Here is a 22,738-nt window from a genome sequence, read left to right on the forward strand (position 1 = left end):
GTGGCCACACGTGATCACGGCGACCCGGGCGATGCACCGTCGATTCCTCCGCCGCTGACGGAGGTCGTCAACTCCGTCCGCCCGACGGCTGCCGAGGAAGCTCGGACCATCGCCGCATCCACCAATACCGCAACATTGGCGACGCTGACGGCCGACGGCGATCCGTGGGCGTCGTTTGTGACGTATGGGTTGCTCGACGGCGCCCCTGTGCTGTGCGTGTCCAACCTCGCCGAGCACGGCCGCAACCTGTTGGCCGACGCGCGGGCGAGCATCGCGATCGTCGCGCCGACGTCGGAGACCGACCCACTGGCCAGCGGGCGGGTCACGCTCGCTGGGGTGGTGGAGCGACCCGCCGACGATGAACTCGCCGCCGCGCGCGAGGCACACCTGTCGGCCGTCGCGGCCGCCAAGTACTACATCGACTACAGCGACTTCACGTTGTGGGTGCTGCGGGTGCGGCGGGTGCGCTGGGTCGGTGGTTACGGGCGGATGGAGTCGACGACGGGTGAGGCGTATTCGGCCGCGCAGCCCGATCCGGTGCAACCGTTGGCGGCCGGCGCCGTCGCGCATCTCAACGCCGACCACGCCGACACGCTGGTCGCGATGGCCAAGGCGCTGGGCGGCTACCCGGACACCACCGCGGCGACCTGCACCGGCGCCGACCGGTACGGCCTCGACCTGCGGCTCACCACCGAGCGCGGGCTCGCCTACACGCGGATCGGCTATCCGAAGAAGATCGACTCGATCGACGAATTGCGTTCGGCCGCCGTCGAGCTGACCCGCCTGGCGCGGCGCGGCTGAAATACCATCACCTCATGACTGCTGCGGCTCCCTCCGGGCGACCGGCCACCTGGCAAGCGGCGTTCGACCTGATCGCCACCCGCGGCCACGAGCGCCGTGAGGAGCCGTTCAAGTTGGCCAGCGGCCAGCTCAGCCACGACTACATCGACGGCAAGTACGCGATCGACACCGGTGAGCGGTTGACCATCGTCAGCCGCGCGGTCGCCGAGCTCGCCGACAGCCGCGGCATCGAGTTCGATGCGGTGGGCGGGTTGACCATGGGCGCCGACCCGCTGGCGCACGGCGTCGCGATGGTCACCGGCAAGGCGTGGTTCTCGGTGCGCAAGGAGCAGAAAGCGCGCGGTCGCGAGCAATGGATCGAGGGCACCCGCTTGGCGCCGGGTACGCGGGTGCTGCTGGTCGACGACGTGATCAGCACCGGCGGCTCGACCGAGATCGCGTTCGACCGGGTGGCCGCGGCGGGTGCCGTCGTCACCGGCGTGATCCCGATGGTGGACCGCGGCGACATCGCCGCCAAACGCTTTGCCGCGCGGGGCGTGCCGTTCGCCGCGCTGGTCACGTACCGAGACCTCGGCATCGAACCGGTCAGGGACGTCTGAACTCACCCGCGTAAGGTCAGCCGATCGCGGCGGCCCAGTGCTCCGATAGGTACTTGGTGGCGGCCTGGGTCTGCTGGGGTGAGGGCACCGTCACCGGCCCGTCGATGCCGGGCAATGACTCCGCCGCCGCCTTGTCCAAAGTACCGTCGACGGCCATGTTGTCGGCGCGGACCGGTCGAACACCACCGAGTGCGAACAAATTCTGGCCCTCGTCGCTGTACAGGAATTCCTGCCACAGCCGCGCCGCGGCCGGGTGCGGCGCGTCCTTGTTGATCGCCTGGTAGTAGTAGCCGGCGACGGTGTGATCCGGCGGTACGAACACCTGCCACGATGGCAGCTTCTTGCTCTCGGCCGCGTTGATGAAGTTCCAGTCGATTACGACAGGTGTCTGACCGGACTCGATGGTGGCCGACGTCGGGTTGACGGATACGAAGTTGCCCGCGTCGGCCAACTTCTCGAAGAACTCGACACCGGGCGCGATGTCATCGACCGAACCTCCTTGGGACAGCGCGACCATCACCACACCCGAGAACGCGGCACCTGCCTGGGTGGGGTCGCCGTTGAGCGCCACCTTGCCTTGGTACTCCGGCTTCAGCAGGTCGTCGATGCGCGTCACCGGCGGCACCTTCGCCGAGTCGTAGCCGATCGACATGTAGCCGCCGTAATCGTTGACCCACGTTCCGTCCCGGTCTTTGAACGCCGCGGGGATGTCGTCGAAGTTGACCACCTTGTACGGCGCGAACATCTCGGTGTTGGCCAGCGCGACGGACTGTCCGAGGTCGAACACGTCGGGTGCGGTGTTGCTGCCCTTCTGCTGCTTCGCCGCGTCGATCTCCTCCTGGCTCGACGCGTCGGGCTGCGCCGAGTTGACCTTGATGCCGTACTTGGCGGAGAACGCCTTGATGATCGCGCCGTAGTTTGCCCAATCCGGCGGTAGGGCAATCACATTGAGCTCACCCTCGTTCTTGGCCGCCGCCACAAGCCCGTCGATCCCGCCGAAATCCTCGGCCGATGTGGCTTCGGCGGCCTTGACATCGGTCTGTGTCTGCTCGCCGTCACCGCTTTCTTCCGGCGACGCGCACGCAACCGAACCGGCCAGCAGCAGAACGGATGCGGCGAACGAAGCCGCCAGAGTCGTGATCTTCAATGCCGAACCTTCCGATCGTCAGAGCGGTTTGCGACGACGTGCAACTCCCATCGGAGTTTGCCAGACCGTCCGCTTTGCCCGGCGTTAGCATTCTCGTGTGGCGCGACGCGAAGTTTCGGGGGACTTCGACTACCTGATAGACGATCCGGTGGATGTCGCGGATGCCGCCGATCCGGGGCCGCACGCCGACGCCGGGGTCTTCGACCCCGACAAGGTGCCCGGACGCGACATGATGTTCGACGCCTTCGACGAGAACAGCTGGTACTTCGAGCCCGCCCCGCCGCCCTGGTACCGGACGAAACGAAATCTCAGCATCTTGATCGCCGCCACGATCGCGGCCGTCGCGCTCGTCGTCTCCGCAGTCCTGCTGGTGTTCCAACCGTCCGGCGCGCCCGCCGACCAGAAGTCCGAACCGGTCCGCCCGACCGTCCAGACCACGGCACCTGCACGCACCCAACCGCAATCACCGAGCACCCCGCCACCGTCGCCACGGCCTGCTCCACCGCCACGCGTCCAGACGACGGCGGCGCCGATCGCCCCTCCGCCGCCGGCGACCAACCGTCCGCGCACTCCACCGACCAGAGCCGGCCGCGACCCGGAGATCGGGGTGACGCGCACGCCGGTGACCCGGTCGCCGATCAGCGTCGCGCCGCAGCGGCCGAGTCAGCGGTGAGCATGGCCGCGTTCGAGCCCGAGGCCAAGTTCGCCGCGGCGCCCGTCGCGACGCTCGCCACCGTGGGGCCCGCAGGGGCGCCACACCTGGTTCCGGTCGTGTTCGCCGTGCACGCCGGGACGGCCTACACCGCCGTCGACGCCAAGCGGAAGTCGACGCGCAGACTCCGGCGGCTGAGCAACATCGAGGGCAACCCACATGTGAGCATGCTCGTCGACCACTACGACGAGGACTGGGCGCAGCTGTGGTGGGTGCGCGTCGACGGCAGAGCCGAAATTCACTTCAGCGGCGAAGAATTGGCGACCGGATACACGCTGCTGCGCAACAAGTATCCGCAGTATGAGCGAATCGCCCTCGATGGCCCAATCGTCAGCGTGACCATCACGAAGTGGGCTTCGTGGCAGGCCTGAGCGCCAATTCGATCAAGCCCTTGTGCTCGCTGTCGGTTAGGGGAATTGTGGTCTAACACACACTTTGGCGGCGGCAGCGCAGCCGTCGTGGAAGGGAACGTCATGGCTGACAAGACGACACATTCCCAGGGCGCCGGAGCCGCCCCGAGCGCGGACAGTCCGGCCGCCATCCGCAATGTGGTGCTGGTGGGCCCATCGGGTGGCGGCAAGACAACACTCGTCGAGGCACTTCTGGTGGCCGCAGGAGTCCTGACCAGACAGGGTTGCGTTCAGGACGGCACCACGGTCTGCGACAGCGACGACGCCGAGATCGCCCAACAACGTTCGGTGGGCCTCGCGCTCGCGTCGCTACGACACGACGGCGTCAAGGTCAATCTCATCGACACGCCCGGCTACGCCGACTTCGTCGGGGAACTGCGAGCGGGATTGCGTGCCGCGGACTGCGCGTTGTTTGTGATCGCCGCCAACGAAGGAGTCGACGAACCAACCAAGGCGCTGTGGCTCGAATGCAGCCAGGTGGGCATGCCGCGCGCCGTGGTCATCACCAAACTCGACCACGCCCGCGCGAACTACGCCAACGCGTTGGCCGCCGCGCAGCAGGCGTTCGGCGACAAGGTACTTCCGCTGTACCTGCCCGCGAACTCACCGTGCACCGGGCTGATCGGGCTCCTGTCCGAGACCCACTACGAATACGCCGACGGTAAGCGCACCGCTACCCATGCACCCGACGACTCGTACGCCGACGCGATCTCCGAACACCGCGGCCTGCTGATCGAGGGCATCATCGAGGAGTCCGAGGACGAGACGCTGATGGAGCGCTACCTCGGCGGTGAGGAGATCGACCAGTCGGTGCTCATCGACGACCTGGAGAAAGCCGTGGCCAGGGCGACGTTCTTCCCCGCGCTCCCGGTGTGCAGCGGCACGGGCGTCGGCACACAAGAACTGCTCGAGATCATCACCGCCGGGTTTCCCCCACCGCCCGAACACCGGCTGCCCGAGGTTTTCACGCCGCAGGGCAAACCGCGCGCCGAGCTTCCGTGCGACCCGAACGGCCCGCTGCTGGCCGAGGTCGTCAAGACGACGTCCGATCCCTACGTGGGACGGGTGAGCCTGGTGCGGGTGTTCTCGGGAACCATCACCCCGGACTCGACAGTGCATGTGTCCGGCCACTTCTCGTCGTTCTTCGGCGGTAGCGGCTCCTTGACCGGCTCGCTCGCCGCGCACGAGGATCACGACGAGGACGAGCGCATCGGGTCGCTGTCCTTCCCGCTCGGCAAGCAGCAGCGTCCCGCTCCCTCGGTGATCGCCGGCGACATCTGCGCGATCGGACGTCTCAGCCGGGCCGAGACCGGTGACACGTTGTCCGACAAGTCCGATCCGCTCGTGCTGCGGCCATGGAGCATGCCCGAACCGCTGCTGCCCGTCGCGGTGCAGCCACGAGCGAAGACCGACGAGGACAAACTGTCCGTCGGTCTGCAACGGTTGGCCGCCGAGGATCCGACCCTGCGCATCGAGCAGAACCCCGAGACACACCAGATCGTGCTCTGGACGATGGGTGAAGCGCACGCCAACGTGGTCCTCGATGCGCTCTCCCGGCGCTACGGCGTCGCCGTGGACACCGTCGAGTTGCGCATTCCGTTACGAGAAACGTTCGGCGGCAAGGCCAAAGGACACGGGCGCCACGTCAAGCAGTCCGGCGGTCACGGTCAGTACGCGGTCTGCGACATCGAGGTTGAGCCGCTGCCCGAAGGCTCCGGATTCGAGTTCATCGACAAAGTCGTCGGCGGCGCGGTGCCCCGCCAGTTCATCCCGAGCGTCGAAAAGGGCATTCGGGCGCAGATGGAGAAGGGCGTCGGACCCGGCTACCCGGTCGTCGACATCCGCGTCACGCTGTTCGACGGCAAGGCCCACAGCGTCGACTCGTCCGACTTCGCCTTCCAGATGGCCGGCGGCCTCGCGCTGCGGGAAGCGGCCGCGGCGGCCAAGGTGAACCTGCTCGAACCGGTCGATGAGGTGACGGTGCTGATTCCCGACGACTTCGTCGGCGCCATCATGGGCGATTTGGCCGGGCGGCGGGGCCGTGTGCTGGGCACCGAGAAGGTCGGCGACGACCGCACTCTGGTCAAGGCCGAGATCCCCGAGGTCGAGCTGAGCCGCTACGCCATCGACCTGCGTTCGCTGGCCCACGGCGCCGGCACGTTCACCAGGACCTTCGCCCGTTACGACCCGATGCCCGACCACGCTGCGGCCAAGGTCGCATCCTCGGTCTGAATGCATCACCGGGGCCGATCCCCACGCCAGCTGAAGCTGTTGACGTATTTGCCCATATCCAGGGCGATCTGGAGGTTGGCACCGGACGGTTTGCCGAACCCGAAGTCGGGGCTGAACTGGTGGTACGGTCCGACTGCTGCCGCAATCAGCGCCAGGTCGTTTTTCACCGCGGCCACGACCAGAACCCGCATGCGCAGATAGCTGCTGTTGGCGCCTTGCGGCCAACAGTCGGCGACTTCGCCGTATCCCGAATGGAAGCCGACCATCGCGTTGGGAATTTCGTAGGCGGTGCGGGTGTCGGGAAAAGTGGCTTTCACCAACGACTTTGCGATCTCCTGCGCGGACCGGCCCGCAGCGGGTTCGCTGAACAACTGCAGCGTCCCACCGTCACCGGCGAGGAGTTCGGCGGTCACCCCGTTGGGCTCGGTGCTCACCCGGTAGGCCGACTCCGGCGCGGGATAGGACACCGAGAACGCGCCGTCCGGCGAGGTGAACCGAGGGTTGATGGACACCGGGGTGCCGGTCGGCGGACGCCCGCAGTCGGGTGGGCATACGTAGCGCACCGGCGGCTTGGCCATCATCGCCGACATTCCGACGAGGACGGCGGCAATCACCGCGATCACGGCCAACCACGTCAGCACCAGCCGCCTGCGCGACGTGCGGTGCGGCGCCGCGGCCGCGTATGCACCGGCCGGAACCGCATATCCGGGAAAGAAATTCGTCGGTGCGCTCATTCGGGGGCACCGCGAACCGGCCGTGATTCGCGCCTCGCCCGGCGCGAGGAGCGCGACGACGCGCGCGTCGCCACCCCGCACGCGGGGCAGAACGCCATGTCCGGCACGACATGTCCACAGTGCGGGCACAGCAGCGGTTCCTCCGCGCGGATCTCGTCGTGCGCCTCGTGGAGCAACGCCAGGTGCAGGCCCAACCGCAGCAACAGCAGCGCCACCCCCGCCGCCACGAGATAGGCCACCAACATCAGCACCTGCGGGAAGCGGGCGACGTCGATCAGGCCCAGCGCCAGATACACGCCCAGCACCGCGACCGCGAAGCCGATCAGCATCGCGCGCACGACACCCGGGCGTTGGTCGCGTTTGCTCGGGGGCCGGGTGAACCACAGTGCGGCACCGATCAATCCACCGGCCGCCGCAGCGATCAACGGCGCCGCCAGCCCCCGGATGCCCGCCTCGACCAGCAGGCTCTCCATCGGACGCTTGCTCACCACTCCGGTGCCGAACTGCGGAGCCAGCCGCGTGAGCGTCGCCGCCGCGGAGAAACTCAAGGCGCCGAGTGCTCCGATCATGAAGCCGTCCAGCGCTTCTCGTGAGGACGGACGCGTCAGGCGGACGATCACGGCGGGTGTCAACATCAGGACAACTCCGCCGAGCGGAATCGCGACGCCCATGCGCAGCATGCGCTCACCGACGATCGCCGAACCCAGCGCGACACCATAGGATTTGGCGAGCACCGCCCCCGTCAACGACACCCAGCCCACCCCGAGACCGACGGCCAGGGTGACCGTGAGAAGCATTGTGGCAATGGGGAAGTCGCGGAACGCATCCGACTCGCGCAGGTACAGGACGAACAACAGCGGCAGTCCCAGCGCGGCGACCGTCACCACGGCAGCGGGCAACCGCAGCAACGTGAAGGCGATCAGCGCCGCCACCAACACCAGCAGGCCGATCCGGAACGCGGTGCGCGAGCGCTGCGGCAGGTGCGGGAACAGCGAGCTCGCAACCGAGACCTGCAGAAGGTGCTCGTTCGGCGCGGCGCTGAAGTCGAGCGGCCGCAACCAATCCGGGCCTTCCCTCGGCCGCGGCGTCAGGTGACATCCGCACAACCCGCAGTACTCGCCGGCGGGCACATCGGTCTTGCAGATCCGGCATTCTTCGGTCGGCACGGTCTGGTCGTCGCCGGTACTCATGCGGCCGCCTTCTGGAGGATGAGCACGTTGCGCACGAGGTTGTCGACATTCGGGGTGCCCAGGCCGGTCACCAGGTCGTAACCGGGCAACGCGTCCGCGACCGCGTTACCTCCGAGGGTGACGTCGCGGAAGGCCGGCAGCGGGGCGCCCCGCGAGATTCGATACAGCAGCGGGTTCAGGTCGCCGAGCAGGCGGCCGCCGTTGGCGAGCAGGTACTGGTTCATCACCGCGGCCAGGCCGGCCCAGATCGGTGCCGACTGGGACGTGCCGCCACCGACCAACGGCGTCTGCGCAAAGACGATGCGCACGCCGGTGAACGGGTCCGCGACGGCTGCGACGTCCGGAGTCAGCCGGCGGTCGGTGTCGCGGTCGGGCCACACCTCGCGCTGCCAGTCCGGACGGTCGAACACCGCCGAGACACCGCCGCCCGTGCCGACCGACAACGGCACGTCGAACCAGGCCTGCTCGGACAACCACCGCCCGTCGCTGTCCGTGGACAGGGTGGTGCCGCCCACGTCGGTCATCTCCGGCAGCGAGGCGATCGAGTCCAGGCCGACGTCGGACTCGCCCGGCGGCGAGGACCAGTCGTCGCCGCCTTTGCACTCGAGACCGGCGAGGTCGCCGCTGGCGTTGAACGCCGTCGTGCCGTGTGACTGCGCGGTGGCCAGCGCCGAGCGCACGGGGGCTAGGTCGGCGGCGGTGATCAGCCTGTCGCAGCCCCACCCGATGGAGAAGCTCCACACGGCGCCCGGATAACGGCGGTCCGTGTCCTCGAGCATCTGGCCGATGCGTTCGAACGCGCCGTCGGCGGTGACGGTCGGAAGCGCGCTGACCACGACCTTGCGCGCATCGGGAGCGACGGCGTGCGCCACCTGAAGGTCCATCGTGGCTTCCCCGCGCGGGTCGTCGAGTTCACCGATCACCTCGGGGGTGAAGCGGGGCAGGTCGTAGGTGTCGGCGAAGGTGTCGAGGTCGGCCTGGTCGAAGCCGTCGAAGGCGAAGAACACGATCGTGGTGCCCTTGCCGGTGTAGCCCGCAGCGGCCAGCGGAGCGGCGTTGTAGGTGTTGCGCAGCGCCTCGGGGGTCAGGCCCTTGTCCGGCACATCCAGCGGCAGCGTCCAGATGTGCGACGTATGGTGCGGCATGTATCCGAGGATCCGGCCGACCTCAGAAACCTCCTCGCGCAATACATCCGGCACGTGCGGTTGTTGCGGGGACGCGTAGAACACCTGGCCGCGGCGGCCGCGGTAGTCGCGCACCTCGACCTCGAATGCATCGGCGACGGATGCCGCCGGTCCTTCCACCACGGCCCAGTGATGACCGGGACGCCAGCGAACCGAAAGGCCGTGGCCGTGTGCCCATGCGTACACCCCCGCGGGGCGGTGTTCGTCGCGCAGCGCCATCGTCAGCTGAACCCCACTGTCGAGCGAGGCCCCTAGATCGGTCGAGCTCGCCAACAGGTAGGAGTACGGCCCGGCGATCACCTCGCCGCCGAAGCGCGCGGAGACGGGGCGCAGATCGGAGACGAGGACGAATACGCCCGCCGTGATCAGCGCCAGCACGCCGAGATGCCGCACACTCACCGTCCGGCCCCGGGTCGATGGACGGCTAGTGGTCGCCCGGGATCGCCGTCGGGGCAGGGGGTGCGGTCACCGTCGGCGAGAACGGGTTGGGTCCCGGCGAGATGCGCGGCGCCTTGTCGGTGGTCTCGACCGGCGGCGGAGGAGCCTCGGTCGTGGTTGTCGTGGTGGTCGTCGTCGTGGTGGTCTCTTCCGGCGCCTTCTCCTCGGTGGAGCACGATGCGCTGAACATGACCATCGCGACCGCGGCGGTACCACCGGCGACGGCGGCGATACGACGTCCGATCTGAGCTGACCTCATGATTGCAGTCCTAACTGTCCCGACCGGTGCGGAGAAGCTTCAAGATCAAAGCCGGCGTTGGAAACTCTAACCGAAGATCGGGACCCGCGCTCCGTGAGAAATCGCAGCTAGCGACTCTGCGGGACTAGGAGCCGGACTTCAGCGCGCCCAACGCCTCGGCCAGGGTCGGATACAGCGAGAACACCTGATCGAGTCCGGTCAGCTGGATCGGCCTGCTGGTCGCAGGCCCGTCGGCCACCACCGCGAAGCGGGCCGACTTGCTCACGGTCTCGTGCGTCGCGACCAGTGCCTGCAAACCCGCGGACGCGAGGAAATCCACCGCCAGCAGGTCGACGACGAGGGCGGAGGGCTCCTGCGTGAGCGCCTCGGTGATCGCCGCCTGGAACGTCGGGACCGTGGCGAGGTCGACGTCACCGCCGACCGTCAACACAGCGATGCCGTCCTCGTGGGAGATCGAAGTGGTTATCGGCTCAATTCGTGACAACGGTGGTCCTCCGGTAGGCGCCGCCACCACGACGGCAATGGGGCGAGCTTAACGCGTCGCGTCCTGCCATAGATCAGTGCTTCAGGGGAACATGCTGCGATACGCAGGCTAATGTCGGGAAGAGACTTCTGCGCTGGGTGATTCCGGTGTGAGCGCGAGCTGGGAGGGCCGACTGCCGCGAACATGACCGACGCCGCAGACTTCTACCAGCGCTACGAACGTGAACGGGCGAGAGCCGACGATCTCGCCGATCGCGACGTGTTCCGCAGCGCGCTGGTCAACTCGCTGCAAGATGGCTTCTTCGTCACCGATGGCACCGGGTGCGTCGTCGAGATCAACGACGCCTTCGCGGAGGTCACCGGATACGGCCAGGACGGTCTGCCCTATCCGATGCCTCATCCCTGGGCGGTCGACGGCGTCGCGGCCGACGATCGCAGGGCCGCCCTCGTGCGCGACGGCCGCATGACGGCCGAGACCAAGATCAGGCACCGCGACGGACGCACGCGCTGGGTCGCGATCAGCATCAACGCCGTCCCCGACCACAACTCGCGGCGCGGTCTCTATGTCGGCACCATCCGCGACGTCACGGCACCCCGCGCCGCGGCGGAGCGCGACCGGGCGATGGCGCGGTTGGCGACGGCGGTGAGCGTCGCCAAGGACGTCGACGAGGTGCTGGCGATAACGCTCGCGCAGTGCCGCGTACCGCTGGATGCGCAGCGGCTGATCGCGGTGACGTGGCCGAAGGTCAACGGTGAGGAGCCGACCGTCCGGGTGGCCGGCGAACCCGCTGTCACCTCGTGGAGGGACCTCGGAGAGGACTGGCGCCGCACGTTCGAGGACGCCCGCACCTGGATTCCGCTGACGGTGACGCCGGTCGGTGCGGTGCCCAGCGCCGGCACCACCAGGGGCTTCGTCGCGGTGCTCTCCGGGGCGCGGGATGTCGTGCTGTGCCTGGAGCACCAGGTTCCGCGGGTGGTCAGCGCGGAGGACCGGCGCCTGGTCTCGGCGCTCGTCGGCCACTTGAGCGCGGCCTTGCAGCACGTCCGGCAGTTCGAGAGCGCCAGGGAGACGTCGCTGACGCTGCAGCGATCGCTGCTGTCCCCGATCGATCTCCCGCCCGGGTTCGCCGTGCGCTACGAGCCCGCCGTCCATCCGCTGGAGATCGGCGGCGACTTCTACGACGTGCTTCCCGTCGGTGACGGCCGGATCGGAATCGTGGTCGGGGACTGCGTGGGGCGCGGACTCGCGGCCGCCGCCGTGATGGGGCAGTTGCGTGCGTCGACGCGCGCGCTGCTACTCACCGGGGCGAGGCCGTCGACGGTGCTCGAACACCTCGACGCGGTCGCCGAGTTCATCCCCGACGCCTACTGCACCACCGTGTTCGTCGCGATCGTCGACACCGTGTCCGCATCCGTCGAGTACAGCAACGCCGGTCACGTCCCGCCGGTGCTGGTGTCTACAACCGCGTCACCGCAACTGCTCGACGAGGCGAGTTCGGTTCCCCTCGCCGTGGCGCACTCGCGGCCCCGCCCGCAGACGACGCATCCGTTACCAGAGGGCTCGACGCTGATGCTCTACACCGACGGCCTGATCGAACGCCGTGACCGGTCGATCGACTCCCAGATCGACCGGATGTCGGCGGTGTTGACCGATACCGCCAGGAGGCCAATCGAAGGTGTCGCCGACGCGGTGCTGCGGGCGTTGGTGCCTGACGGCGGGTTCGACGACGACGTGGCGATCGTGATCTACCGGTCGCCGAAGGCCTCCCTCGTCATCGACGACACCGCCACCGCGGCGAAGTTGACCGAGATCCGGCACAGGTTGGCTGCGTGGCTGGCGGCCAACGGCGCCTCGAACGAGTCGGTTTCCGATCTCATCCTCGTCGTCAACGAGGCCTGCTCCAACAGCGTCGAGCACGCCTACCGCGGGCACGAGCCAGGGCGCGTGCGCGTCGAGGCCGAGATCCACGACACGGCGATCCACGTGCGGGTCACCGACTTCGGGTCGTGGAAGGCGCCGCCTCCCGATCCCGGCACCCGAGGCCGGGGCCTGTTGTTGATGCGCGCCGTCAGCGATCGCGTGGACCTCGACGGCACGGCGGCCGGCACCACCGTGGATATGACGTTTCAGTTACCGGAGATTCGAGTTTGAACCAGCTCTGCCCGCCTGGACGCCGCTGTCGTGGTATTACAAGTATTGGCAAGGAACGTCTGTCGGGAAGAGGCAGCGATGCGGACTATGTGGCATGCACAGAGGCGGTGCGGCGGCCTCTAGGACATCGGGAGGTTCTGTGATCGGACTCGCTCACACTGCCGTCCATTGGTGTTGACGGTGGGGGACTGAAAGTAGTGACCCGCAACCAGTTCCGGCTCGAGCCCGGGGGCGCTGAGGCGCCACCGGTGGTCACCGCGGTCGGCGAGATCGACTTGGCGAACGTCGACGAGTTCAGCGACGTGTTGACGCGCGCAGCCGCGGACAATTCCTCCGTCACGGTCGACCTCACCGAGGTCACCTACTGCGACAGCGCCGCCCTGCGGGAGCTGTTCTCTCTCGCGGCGAACGCCAAGCTCGAGCTGGTGGTGCCCACGAACGGGCCGATCACCACGCTGCTCGGTATCTCCGGCCTCGACAAGGTCGCGACGGTCACCGTCGTCGACTGAGCGGATCGCCGTGCCAGCACCCAGTTTTCAGCCTCGCCAGCACCCCGAGCTGATCACGCTGTTGCACCGGATCCTCGAACGATTGCAGGCCGACGTGTCGAACACCCTGGGGGTTGCCGTCACCGTCCACGACAAACGGTTCAACGAGCACGCGTCTGCACTTGCGGCGCTCGGTATCGAAGAGAAGATGATCGCAGCTCAGCTGTCTGGGCTGGGCGGCCCCGTTGCCGACGCGCTGACCCATCAGGTGCCGGTGCTAAGCCTCGATCTGTGGACCGACGACCGCTGGCCCGGGCTGACCTTCGATGCGGCCGCCGACCTCGCCGGCGGGATCACGGGCGACTTGAAAGCCGTACACGGAGCGGCGGCGGTGCCGGGCTTCTGGCGCGAGGACGCGGCGATTGTGCTGTCGTGCACGCTAACCGAGCCCGCCTCGGCGGTCACCGTCACGACGCTGGCCGCCTACGAGCAACTCGTCTCGGCGGCCCTCGTCACCACCGCGGCCCAGAACGAGGCCGCGTTCGAGGACCTGCTGGCCGCCCTGCAGTCGCGCGGGGCGATCGAACAGGCCAAGGGCGCGTTGATGGGGTTGGTCGGCTGCGACGCCGAGCAGGCGTGGAGCATGCTGCGTCGCGCGAGTCAGGAGTTCAATGTCAAGCTGCGCGAACTGGCGGTGGCGTTGTTGGAACACGTCAGCGGTCGTCCGGCCCAGCAACCCGGCGTCGCCGAGCCGATCGCTCCGCAGCAGTCGGCGCGTGCCGCCGCTCAGCTGTTGTGGACGGCGATGGCGCACGAGCAGCGTCGATCCAACGGGCCGTAGCGTCTGACGTTTGAGGTCCGTGCTGTCAGCGCCGTGCTGTCAGGGTCCGTGTTTGGCCGCCGCCGCCGCGGCGGCGGCCTCCGCCTCGAGCTCCTCTTCGAGCGCGCCCTCGTCGCGGCCGAGCGCGATCGTGGCCGCAGCCATCGCGACGACGGCGGCTGAGATCGCGATCGCCTTCACGCCGCCGACGGTCATGTGCTCACCGAGGACCACCGCGCCCAGCACGACGGCGACCACCGGCTCGAGAACCAGCATCGTCGGCACCGAGGTCTGCAGGGATCCGGCGTGGAACGCGGACTGTTGCAGGAACACCGCGAGGACGCCCAGCACGAGGAGCAGATAGAGCGCAGGGGTGGTCACCACCTTGCCCACGCCGCCGTTGGCGAGCAGGAACATCACCAGCTTCGTCAGCAGCGCGACGACCCCGAACAGCAATCCGACCGCGACCGCGAGCAGCACCGCACGTTTCCACCCGGCGGTGCGGACGGCCAAGATCACACACGCCGTCACCGCACCGGCGCAGACGACTGCCACGAGAACGGAAAGGGGAACGGACGCCTCGTAGTCACCGGGTCGGGTCTTGGCAAGCACCACGAACACCGCGAGCGCGGCGGTGAGCACCATCGCCCACATCCACTCCCGGCGAGTGACCCGACGGTTGGCGAGCCGGGCGCTCAGCGGCAGAGCAAACAGGAGAGCCGACGTCAGGATGGGCTGAACAAGCAGCAGCGAACCCTTGATCAAAGCGAGGGCCTGGAAGCCATAGCCTGCCAGCGCGGCGGCCGTGCCGGCCCACCACAGCGGCCTGCGCAGCAGCGTCGTCACCATCACGGTGCTGATGCCGTGCTCCTCCGGTACGTCCAAGGTGGCGCGCTGCCTAACCACGATGCCGATCGCCAAGAAGACCGCGGCGAGCAGGGCGAGCAGGACGACCAGACCCTGATCTACCACGAGGGGCCTACCAAAGCGTTTCGCTCCCTTCCGGCCAGGCTGCGCACATCGGACAAGAACAACATACGGACCGCGGGCCTGCGCGCCTGGCTCGGAGGCAGCGACCGTTTGCGAGGTTTGGTGCCCCACCTATCGGGGCATCAAACCGATCATGAATCTGCGACGTTTGCTTGTGCTGGTCGGTGCGGTGGTCCTTCTGGTTGGAGTCATCGCCATGCTGGTCCCAGTGTCGATCTCCGGGCCGGACAACCAGAAGATCTCGTGCGGCAATGCCATCGCCGCGGACGACTCCGAGGCCAGCCAGGCCAACAGCAACGATCCCAACCAGCTGAAGAACCTCCCGATCATCGATGAGCTGACTGAGGATCCGCCGGACTATGTCGCGCAGTGCCACTCGGCGGTGTCCGATCGTCGCATGTGGTCGATTCCGGTCGCGATCATCGGTCTGGTCGTGCTGGTCGCCGGATTCCTGGTCGGCGGCCGCAACGCTCGGGCAGGCTGACGCCAGTCGAGGTCGGCCGGCATCGACCCAGCCGGGCCTTCGACGCTAGCTGGCCTCGCGGTCGCCCGTGACCACCCGCAGTGACGGTGCTGTGCGCTCGGGGGCGATCCGATCGTTGACGGTGGCGACGACGGTGTCGACGCGGTTGACCGCCCGATCGCACAGACCACGGACTCTGTCGCTGACGGAGTCGACGTCATCGGCGGCGCTCAACAGGTAGGAGCGCACGTTGACGCGCAGTCGCTCGCCTGCGGCTCGAGCGCGGCGGCGCAAGTGATCGTCGATCTCGACCGTGACGTAGGGCATCACGCGAAGCTTCATGAACCCACCCTAGACGCCCGCTGTCGATCGGCGGTCTGTGCGAGCGGCCGGCCCGCGGACTCCCGCAGCGTGATGATCGTCGCGAGCGAGACCACCGCGGCAACGACTAAGTACCACGCTGGCGCGAGATCGTTGCCGGTCTCGGCGGTCAGCCAGGTGACCACGTACGGGGTGGTGCCGCCGAATCCGGCGACGCAGATGTTGTAGCCGATCGAGAATCCGCTGTAGCGCACGGTGGTGGCGAACAGTTCGACACCGGCCGACACCGCGGTGGAGACGTAGATCGACTCGATGACCGCCAGACCGCAGTGGGCGGCGATCGCGGCGACCAGCGACCCGGAGTTGAGCAGCAGGAAGAGCGGATAGCCCAGAACCGCGAAGGCCACCGATCCGGCGATCAGCATCGGCCGTCGGCCGATCCGGTCCGACAGCGCGGCTAACGGAAGGATGAGGACGAGTGCGACGAGGCTGGCCAGCGTGACCGACAGGAAGGCGTCGGTCTTGGAGAACTCGAGCGTCTGGATGAAGTAGGTCGGCAGGAACGTGAACACCACGTAGTAGCCGACGTTGAAGACGATGAACATGCCGACGACTTGCAGGATCGGCCGCCATGACGTCGTGAACGCCTCACGCAGCGGCGACTCCGCGACGCGGTCGGTCTTGCTGAGCTCGGCGAAGTGGGGGGTGTCGTCGAGGCGCAGCCGGATGTAGAGGCCGACGAGGCCCAGCGGCCCGGCGATCAGGAAGGGGATGCGCCAGCCGTAGCTCTCCATCGCCTCGGTGGGCAGCAGCGCCTGAAGCAGGGTCACGGTGATGGAGCCGAGCAGAAAGCCCAGCACGCCGGACCACGCCATGAAGGTGATGGTCAGCCCGCGGCGGCGTTGGGTTGCGAACTCCGCGAGATAGACGGCGCCTCCGCCGTATTCACCGCCGGCGGAGAACCCCTGCAGGCAGCGCAGGAGCAGAAGGAGCAGCGGGGCGGCGACGCCGATCGAGGCGTAGGTGGGCAGCACGCCGATGAGGACGGTCGCGCCCGACATCAGCAGGATCACCAACGCCAGGACCCGTTGCCTGCCGATCTTGTCGCCCAGGGGGCCGAAGACGAATCCTCCGAGCGGGCGCATGAAGAAGGCGGCCGCGAATATCGCGAACGTGTTCAGCAGTGCCGCCGTCTCGTTGCCCGCCGGAAAGAAGTTGGCCGCGATGAATGTCGCCAGGAAGCCGTAGATAGCGAAGTCGAACCACTCGACGGCGTTCCCAATCGATGCGCCCGTGATCGCCTTCCGCACATCGCTTGGCATCCGACCTCCCGAAAGTAAGCGCTGCGCTGAGCATTTCGCTTACCGGGCCGGTAAGCGCCCTACGAAGATATCGGGCTACGTCCCCGCCCGCGAGCGCTGCACATGCTCATCAGGACATGGCCGTTCTTGGGCTTTTGGGCCGAGTCAGCTTGGCCCGAGTCGACGAGTTGATCAGAACGGCGCGGGATCGGTGTCCGTGGTGTCAATGCCGGCGTCGGTGGCGATTTCCCACAGGTCATCGTCCTGCGGGGGTGGCCTGCTGGGTTGGGTGGTCGCGGGCGCGGCCCATCTCTTGCGGTCCATGGCGTTGAGGGCACGCTCGCGTTCGATTCGTTGAAGCCGGTCTTGGGCACGCGTTCGTCGGCGGCGCGGCATCATCGCGCCTTTGTCGCCGTGTCGTGCTGGTCCGGCGGGCACGGGCAGGGTGGCGGTGGTGGTGTCCCAGCCGGGGTAGAACAACCGGCTTCCGGGGTGGGTGAAATAGGTTCTCCCAGACGGCGCGGTCCACAAGACGGTTCCGTCGGGGTGCTGTTGATCGCCCCACCCACCGAACGTTTTGAGCAAGTGATGAATTCGACACAGGCACTTGAGGTTCGACGGATGGGTGGCACCAGTCGGAGAGGGCGTGGTGTGGTCAAGGTCGCAGAATTCTGCCGGGCGAGTACAACCGGGAAACCGGCATGTCATATCGCGCATCCGAACGAATTGTGCGGTCTTGCGCGAGGGGCGATAGCCGGTCTCGGGCGCGGCGGGGGGTTTGTGAACCCACTGGACCTTGGCCCCGTTTTTGATCAGCTCAGCCAACAACGGGGTCGGGATCATCCCGCCGCCGATGATCAGCGCCGCAGCGGATCTCGGCTTCGGCCGCTCTGTCGCCGGTTCGGCAGCTTGCGGCTCTGTCGGTGGTTCGGCGGGTTGCGGCTCTGTCGCCGGTTCGGCAGCTTGCGGCTCTGTCGCCGGTTCCACCGGCCCGGCCGCCGGCTCTGCCGTCGCGGATTCGGCAGGTGTTGCGGGTACGGGTTCTGTGTTCGGAGCGTTGGCTTCGCTGATGACATTGATGACGAAGTGCGCTGCGCGGGGATCGTCCTGTCCGGCTGACGGGCAGTCGGGACTACCGCATTTGCAACTCAATCCCTCGGCGTTGGCGGCGATGGCGCCGAGCGCTTCGGCGCGGCGCTGTCCCGCGGTGCGCGGATCGTCTTTGCACACCTGGCTCGACAGCTGCGCAAGCCGGCGTTTGAGCAGTTCACCATCGGTGATGCTCAATCGGCCCCACAGTGACATCGTTCCGGTCACGTCATCACGCTTGCCCAGGCGTACATCCCGGTTCTGGGCGGCCTCGCGCATGCGTCGGCGCGCGTCGGGATCGTGCTCATCGACAAGGGAGTCGATCGCTGATTCCAGCCGCGCCACCGACAACCCACCCCACTCGCCGGCGCGCTGCGCGATCGCAGTGTCGATGCGCTCGCCGATCTGCGAGTCCACGATCAGTTGTGTGCGCCAGGTGATCGTCGACACCAGCGCCGCACTCAACCGTCCCTGCGTGAACAGCGCCGCGACTTTCGGGAGCCGCTCGCGCAGCGCCATCGCGATGCACATCTGCCTCGAAGCCGCCCGGTCCCCGACCCCCATCGCCGCCGAGATCTCCGCCGACGCCATCCGCCACCCGTCGACGGCTAGATGATCGCGCTCCTCATCGGGTTCGGTGTAGCGCGCGGTCAACTCCGCGGTGGCGGCCAGCCGCCGCGCGGCCAGCATCGCCTCAGAGCGCGCACACTCCTCGATCGCCGCCACGACTGTCTTGTCGTCGGCATCCGCGAAGTCGGATTCGAACATGTGTTCGATTGTGCCATCGCCCACCGACAAATCGGGACTACGTCAGCGCAACATCTGGCATTGCGGTTCACCGCTGCGAGGCACCCAACCAGAACGGCCGCGTCGCGAGCACGACAACCGCCAATATCGCGATCGGTGCCGCCAACGGCACCCATGGCAGCTCCGGTGACAGCAGCACCGCCGCCAAAGCGATACCCGTGAACCCCAGTGCCCCAACGACTGTAGGCACGGTGACATCGGCGGTATGCCGCAACACGAGATATGCCGCACCGGCCAATCCACACAGCGCCGCCAGCACTGGACTCGCCGATGCCATCACGATCGCCGTGGCCGCCGACAACACCGCCAACGTGGCGGCCACCCGAAACACGTTGCCCAGCACCACCATCGCTACCGCAAGACCACACGCAACCAACGCCGCATCGTCAGCAGACAGCGCGGCCGCCGCCACCATGACGAAACCGAACCCTGTGGACAACGCGCGATTCACCGTCGCCTCCGCACCGGTCTGCGGTGCTGGGGTACCAGCTGCATGGCCTGGTCGAGCGTGTCGTCCTCGCGCCACGCCACGATGTCCACACCGACGGTGCCCATGTCCCGATACATGAACGATCGCTGCAGCGCCCACATCCGTGCCACCAACGCGTCGCATCCCTCCTCGAACGGCGCACCCTGTAAAACGTCCACCGCCACAACGGTGTGGCCGCGCTTGCACAGGTCGATCAACGCCAGCGCGAACTCGGTGTCGAGCATCGTCGAGAACGCGACGACGATTGCGCCCGGCGGGACCGCGGCGCGCGGGGCCAGAGTGCCCGATGTGGTGTCGTAACCACCGCTGACACCGAGCATCGCGTCGAGCACCCGATAGAACTGCCTTCGGCCGATGTCCGCGCTCAACCACCGCGGATGCCGGTCACCGAGCGCGACGATGCCGGCCCGGTCGCCGCTGCGCAGCGCGCTCTGCACCACCTGTACCGCACCGCGTGCCGTGCGCTCAGTGGCCTCGGTGGCGGGACCCGCCGGCTGGGCGTAGTTGTCGATCAGCACGACCACGTCGACGGCGCGGTCGGTCAACCGTTCGGTGACGTGCAGGCTGCCCCTACGCGCGCTGACCGCCCAGTTCACGGTGCGCAGTTGATCTCCCGGCACATACCGGCGCACGTCGGCGTACTCGACACCGGGACCGATGTGCCGGGTCAGGTGAGTGCCCAGCCGATCGAGCAACTCGGTGCGCGGGACCGCCGTCGACTGCGGCGGCGCCATCGGGAACACGAATACGTCTGCGGCGTCGACCACTCCGATCCCCTCGACCAGACCGCTCCGCGCCGCCACCGTCAGGTGCGCCTGCAGCGGATAGCGGCCCCACCGCTGCGCGGTCGCCACCACGGTTTGCCTCGAACTCTCCCGCGAAGCGACCTCCAGCGTCATCCCCTCGACGGAGCAGCTCACCAGCCTCACCGCCTCGTTCCCGGCCTCCGCCCACAGCGTGATGCGCGCCGGCTCACCTTCGAAGCAACGGTGGACGCCGGGATCAGCGCACACTCGCACCGTGGGGACCCCGCGCTGCCACCCAACCGAACACAACACCCCGATCAGCGGCGCGGCAAACGCGATGAGCTCCCAGCGCGACCCGAGCACCGCCACGGCCATGGCCGCCACCGCACAGGTCAGCAGCGCCCGCGCCAGAGGTGAAGCGCGCCAGCCTAACTCGGCCTCGGTGCAGCGGACTTCGATCACGGGTCGGTCCGCGGCACCGGCAGTCGCCGCAGTAGCTCGTCGACCACATCGCTGCCACGGACTCGGCGCACCCACATCTCCGGTCGCAAGGTGATCCGGTGCGCAACTGCCGGAACCGCAAGCATTTTCACATCCTCGGGTACGACGTAATCACGACCCTGCAGCAGCGCGCGGGCGCGGGCCAGCTGGACGAGATCGAGTTCGGCGCGGGGACTGGCGCCCACCGCGATCTGCGGGTGGTTTCGGGTGGCGGCCGCCAACGACACCACGTAACGCAGCACATCGTCGTGCACGGTGACCTGTTCCACCGACTCCCGCATCGCGACGAGATCGTGGGCGTCCACGACCTGAGCGACCGTCGGTTCGGCGGAGCCGCGGTCGATGCGGCGGCGCAACATCGACGCCTCTTCCTGTTCGGAGAGGTACCGCAGTTCGAGCCGGATCGTGAAGCGGTCGAGCTGAGCCTCGGGCAAGGGGTAGGTGCCCTCGTACTCGATCGGGTTGTCGGTCGCCAACACGATGAACGGGGCGGGCAACGGGTGCGTCGCACCGTCGATGCTCACCTGGCTCTCGGCCATCGCTTCGAGCAGCGCCGCCTGTGTTTTCGGTGGTGTGCGGTTGATCTCGTCGGCGAGAAGCAGATTGGTGAAGATCGGGCCGCGACGGAATTCGAATCGCCCCGACTGCATGTCATACACCGTCGAGCCGAGCAGATCGGCGGGCAGCAGGTCGGGGGTGAACTGCACGCGTTTGAACTCCAGTCCGAGCGCCGCTGCGAAGGACCTCGCGATCAGCGTCTTGCCGAGACCCGGCAGGTCCTCGATCAACACGTGTCCCCCGGCCAGCACGGTCGTCAGGATCAGCGCCAACGCATCGCGTTTGCCGACCACCACCCGCCCGATCTCGTCGAGCACCGCTTCACAGTTCGCGGTGGTAGCCGCCGCAGGCAGTCCTGTCGTCATACCCGCTCCAACCGTTGCAGGATCTCATCGAGCGTCGCCCTGCCGGGTCCGGGTTCTTCGGTCCCGCGTTTGGCGACGTTCTCGGGGTTGACCCAACCCCACAGTTCCGGGCCGAACAGCATCTCACCGGTGGCGTGGTAGGCGGATCGGTTGCGGTTGCGACGTTGGCCAGTAGCCAACTCGAACTGCCGCGCGAGCATGGGCCTTAGGTGCCTGTCCCAGTCGGTGCGGGTGGCCTCCGCACGGCTGATCAGGGTCTCGGTGCGTGATCGCCAGCGACGCAACGACTCTGCGGCATCGTCGGAAGGTGTGTCGACGCCGCCGGTTTCGGCCTCACGGGCCAGCTGCCACCGCAGGCCGAGCAATGCCAGCGCCAGCGCGATGCCGGAAACGATCAGGATCAGCTCACGATCACGGCTGGCGACCGCGATCAGTTCCGCACCCACAACCAACAGAAACGCCGCGGCGACAAGCCTTCTCACGACGCGACCCCCGTCGTGCGCTGCGGTAGTTCGCTCAGCACCCGGTTGAGCACCTGCACCGCGGCTTCACGGTGCTGCTCGCTCATCACGTGCGGCGAGAACCGCGCCTCCTCGAACAACTCGACGAGTTCGGTAGCGCTGTCGGAGCGTAACGCCCCGCTGGCGACCGCCCGCGCGAGCACCTCGGTCGGGGTGTCGTACGCCTGCGGCGCTGCGCCGGGGACCCTCGTCAGTTCGCGTTCCATCGCGGCGTAGCAGGCGATGATCGCCTCGCGCGGTTCGCGGCTCAGGTCACCGATCTCGGCGAGGCCGACCTCGGCGGCCCTGGCAAGAGATGTCGTGGGCGCCGGGGCCACCGGCTCGTCCACCGCCACGACGACGTCGGCCGAAGTCGGGGGGCGCCCCTGTCGCCGCGATGCGACCGCCGTACCGACGACGATCAGCGCCATCAACAGAAGTATCGGGGGAATCAGGTAGTTCACGACGTTGCTGCCGGGCGCGTCGTCCTCGTCCGGACGCGGTGAGACGGAGTCGTCGGGGTCGCCGCGTACGGACGTGTCGGGTGTGGCGGCCGGCGGCGCCTCTTCGGTCGGCACCGGGAGCGACAGCCGGGATAGAAGTAAGACCAGGAACACCAACCCGATCAGCGCGGCCAACGCGACGAGGGTGAACCGCCACGACGGCCGGTCGCCGGGCCGTCGGTCCCGAGGCAGGCTCCCGGCCGCCGCCGGGAGTGGCCGCTTGTCCCGCATCCGCACGATGATCGCGAAACCGATGATCGCCACCGCCGCGCACAGCAACACGATGACGGCCGCCAACGCCAGCGGGTTGCTCTGGCGTTGCCCTGGCTCTTCGGCGGTGCGCTCCACGCCGGGGACGTAGCCCCGCAACGCCCAGGCCGCAAGCACCATGAGCGCGATCACCGCGATCACGCGTCGAGTCGACGTGCCGGAAGTCCCCATGGCCCTGTGGTCAT

Annotated in this window: 24 protein-coding genes; 9 read left to right on the top strand and 15 right to left on the bottom strand. The window is 67.9% G+C overall.

The window, feature by feature from the left end; genetic code table 11:
- Together CEX87_RS17060 and pyrE are read left to right on the top strand one after the other, a co-directional pair.
- Positions 1–801, top strand: a complete 801-nt coding sequence (locus tag CEX87_RS17060) for a HugZ family pyridoxamine 5'-phosphate oxidase (protein ID WP_094288213.1) — start codon at positions 1–3, stop codon at positions 799–801.
- Between the two features lie 14 nt (positions 802–815).
- Positions 816–1,400: an orotate phosphoribosyltransferase gene (pyrE, locus tag CEX87_RS17065; RefSeq protein WP_064417849.1), complete on the top strand. Its 585-nt coding sequence runs from the start codon at positions 816–818 to the stop codon at positions 1,398–1,400.
- Between the two features lie 16 nt (positions 1,401–1,416).
- On the opposite strand, the gene CEX87_RS17070 is transcribed toward pyrE, so the two are convergent.
- Entirely contained in the window at positions 1,417–2,547 is a 1,131-nt protein-coding gene (locus CEX87_RS17070; RefSeq protein WP_082698996.1) for an ABC transporter substrate-binding protein, read from the bottom strand.
- Positions 2,548–2,644: 97 nt separating this feature from the next.
- On the opposite strand from CEX87_RS17070, the gene CEX87_RS17075 reads away from it, so the two are divergent.
- The 3 genes from CEX87_RS17075 to CEX87_RS17085 all read left to right on the top strand — a co-directional run bounded on the left by CEX87_RS17075 (position 2,645) and on the right by CEX87_RS17085 (position 5,901).
- Positions 2,645–3,220, top strand: a complete 576-nt coding sequence (locus tag CEX87_RS17075; RefSeq protein ID WP_064417848.1) for a hypothetical protein — start codon at positions 2,645–2,647, stop codon at positions 3,218–3,220.
- Positions 3,221–3,222: 2 nt separating this feature from the next.
- Positions 3,223–3,630 (top strand): TIGR03668 family PPOX class F420-dependent oxidoreductase, encoded by a 408-nt coding sequence (locus CEX87_RS17080; protein ID WP_094288305.1) that lies wholly within the window; start codon positions 3,223–3,225, stop codon positions 3,628–3,630.
- A 102-nt stretch (positions 3,631–3,732) separates the two neighbouring features.
- Positions 3,733–5,901, top strand: coding sequence for an elongation factor G-like protein EF-G2 (locus CEX87_RS17085; protein WP_094288215.1), 2,169 nt, complete (start codon positions 3,733–3,735; stop codon positions 5,899–5,901).
- A 5-nt stretch (positions 5,902–5,906) separates the two neighbouring features.
- Here CEX87_RS17085 and CEX87_RS17090 read toward each other — a convergent pair whose 3' ends face one another.
- The 5 genes from CEX87_RS17090 to CEX87_RS17110 form a co-directional block, all read right to left on the bottom strand.
- On the bottom strand, positions 5,907–6,635 hold the full coding sequence (locus tag CEX87_RS17090; RefSeq protein WP_094288307.1) for a hypothetical protein: 729 nt from the start codon (positions 6,633–6,635) through the stop codon (positions 5,907–5,909).
- On the bottom strand, positions 6,632–7,825 hold the full coding sequence (locus tag CEX87_RS17095; protein WP_094288217.1) for a hypothetical protein: 1,194 nt from the start codon (positions 7,823–7,825) through the stop codon (positions 6,632–6,634). Before CEX87_RS17095 ends, CEX87_RS17090 begins: the two co-directional genes overlap by 4 nt.
- Complete coding sequence (locus tag CEX87_RS17100) at positions 7,822–9,408, bottom strand: S53 family peptidase (protein WP_094288219.1); 1,587 nt, start codon at positions 9,406–9,408, stop codon at positions 7,822–7,824. The genes CEX87_RS17095 and CEX87_RS17100 overlap by 4 nt, the downstream gene beginning before the upstream one ends.
- A gap of 25 nt (positions 9,409–9,433) precedes the next feature.
- Positions 9,434–9,706: a hypothetical protein gene (locus CEX87_RS17105; RefSeq protein WP_064395943.1), complete on the bottom strand. Its 273-nt coding sequence runs from the start codon at positions 9,704–9,706 to the stop codon at positions 9,434–9,436.
- A 124-nt stretch (positions 9,707–9,830) separates the two neighbouring features.
- Positions 9,831–10,190, bottom strand: coding sequence for an STAS domain-containing protein (locus CEX87_RS17110; protein ID WP_198957245.1), 360 nt, complete (start codon positions 10,188–10,190; stop codon positions 9,831–9,833).
- Between the two features lie 183 nt (positions 10,191–10,373).
- On the opposite strand from CEX87_RS17110, the gene CEX87_RS17115 reads away from it, so the two are divergent.
- The 3 genes from CEX87_RS17115 (at position 10,374) to CEX87_RS17125 (ending at position 13,670) form a co-directional block, all read left to right on the top strand.
- A complete protein-coding gene (locus tag CEX87_RS17115) occupies positions 10,374–12,341 on the top strand; it encodes a SpoIIE family protein phosphatase (RefSeq protein ID WP_094288221.1) in 1,968 nt (655 codons plus the stop codon).
- A gap of 197 nt (positions 12,342–12,538) precedes the next feature.
- Positions 12,539–12,850: an STAS domain-containing protein gene (locus tag CEX87_RS17120; RefSeq protein ID WP_064395938.1), complete on the top strand. Its 312-nt coding sequence runs from the start codon at positions 12,539–12,541 to the stop codon at positions 12,848–12,850.
- Positions 12,851–12,860: 10 nt separating this feature from the next.
- Positions 12,861–13,670, top strand: coding sequence for an ANTAR domain-containing protein (locus CEX87_RS17125; protein WP_094288223.1), 810 nt, complete (start codon positions 12,861–12,863; stop codon positions 13,668–13,670).
- Between the two features lie 39 nt (positions 13,671–13,709).
- On the opposite strand, the gene CEX87_RS17130 is transcribed toward CEX87_RS17125, so the two are convergent.
- Positions 13,710–14,621 carry a DMT family transporter gene (locus tag CEX87_RS17130; RefSeq protein WP_066810877.1) on the bottom strand — a complete coding sequence of 304 codons (912 nt, stop codon included), beginning with the start codon at positions 14,619–14,621 and terminating at the stop codon, positions 13,710–13,712.
- 151 nt (positions 14,622–14,772) lie between these two features.
- Here CEX87_RS17130 and CEX87_RS17135 point away from each other — a divergent pair, with 151 nt between their 5' ends.
- Positions 14,773–15,123, top strand: coding sequence for a hypothetical protein (locus CEX87_RS17135; protein WP_064417839.1), 351 nt, complete (start codon positions 14,773–14,775; stop codon positions 15,121–15,123).
- A 45-nt stretch (positions 15,124–15,168) separates the two neighbouring features.
- On the opposite strand, the gene CEX87_RS17140 is transcribed toward CEX87_RS17135, so the two are convergent.
- From CEX87_RS17140 to CEX87_RS17175, 8 genes are all read right to left on the bottom strand, one after another.
- Complete coding sequence (locus tag CEX87_RS17140; protein WP_064428060.1) at positions 15,169–15,444, bottom strand: hypothetical protein; 276 nt, start codon at positions 15,442–15,444, stop codon at positions 15,169–15,171.
- Positions 15,441–16,745, bottom strand: a complete 1,305-nt coding sequence (locus CEX87_RS17145) for an MFS transporter (protein ID WP_064428059.1) — start codon at positions 16,743–16,745, stop codon at positions 15,441–15,443. Before CEX87_RS17145 ends, CEX87_RS17140 begins: the two co-directional genes overlap by 4 nt.
- 171 nt (positions 16,746–16,916) lie before the next feature.
- Positions 16,917–18,581: an HNH endonuclease signature motif containing protein gene (locus tag CEX87_RS17150; protein ID WP_082694208.1), complete on the bottom strand. Its 1,665-nt coding sequence runs from the start codon at positions 18,579–18,581 to the stop codon at positions 16,917–16,919.
- A gap of 67 nt (positions 18,582–18,648) precedes the next feature.
- On the bottom strand, positions 18,649–19,035 hold the full coding sequence (locus CEX87_RS17155; RefSeq protein WP_233151428.1) for a hypothetical protein: 387 nt from the start codon (positions 19,033–19,035) through the stop codon (positions 18,649–18,651).
- A gap of 32 nt (positions 19,036–19,067) precedes the next feature.
- Entirely contained in the window at positions 19,068–20,318 is a 1,251-nt protein-coding gene (locus tag CEX87_RS17160) for a DUF58 domain-containing protein (protein WP_094288227.1), read from the bottom strand.
- On the bottom strand, positions 20,315–21,280 hold the full coding sequence (locus tag CEX87_RS17165) for an AAA family ATPase (RefSeq protein ID WP_064395923.1): 966 nt from the start codon (positions 21,278–21,280) through the stop codon (positions 20,315–20,317). The genes CEX87_RS17160 and CEX87_RS17165 overlap by 4 nt, the downstream gene beginning before the upstream one ends.
- Positions 21,277–21,762 (bottom strand): hypothetical protein, encoded by a 486-nt coding sequence (locus CEX87_RS17170; RefSeq protein WP_064395921.1) that lies wholly within the window; start codon positions 21,760–21,762, stop codon positions 21,277–21,279. Before CEX87_RS17170 ends, CEX87_RS17165 begins: the two co-directional genes overlap by 4 nt.
- Complete coding sequence (locus tag CEX87_RS17175) at positions 21,759–22,724, bottom strand: DUF4129 domain-containing protein (RefSeq protein WP_064424790.1); 966 nt, start codon at positions 22,722–22,724, stop codon at positions 21,759–21,761. Before CEX87_RS17175 ends, CEX87_RS17170 begins: the two co-directional genes overlap by 4 nt.
- Between the last annotated feature and the right edge of the window lie 14 nt (positions 22,725–22,738).

This window comes from Mycobacterium lehmannii, from assembly GCF_002245535.1.
GTDB lineage: Bacteria > Actinomycetota > Actinomycetes > Mycobacteriales > Mycobacteriaceae > Mycobacterium > Mycobacterium lehmannii.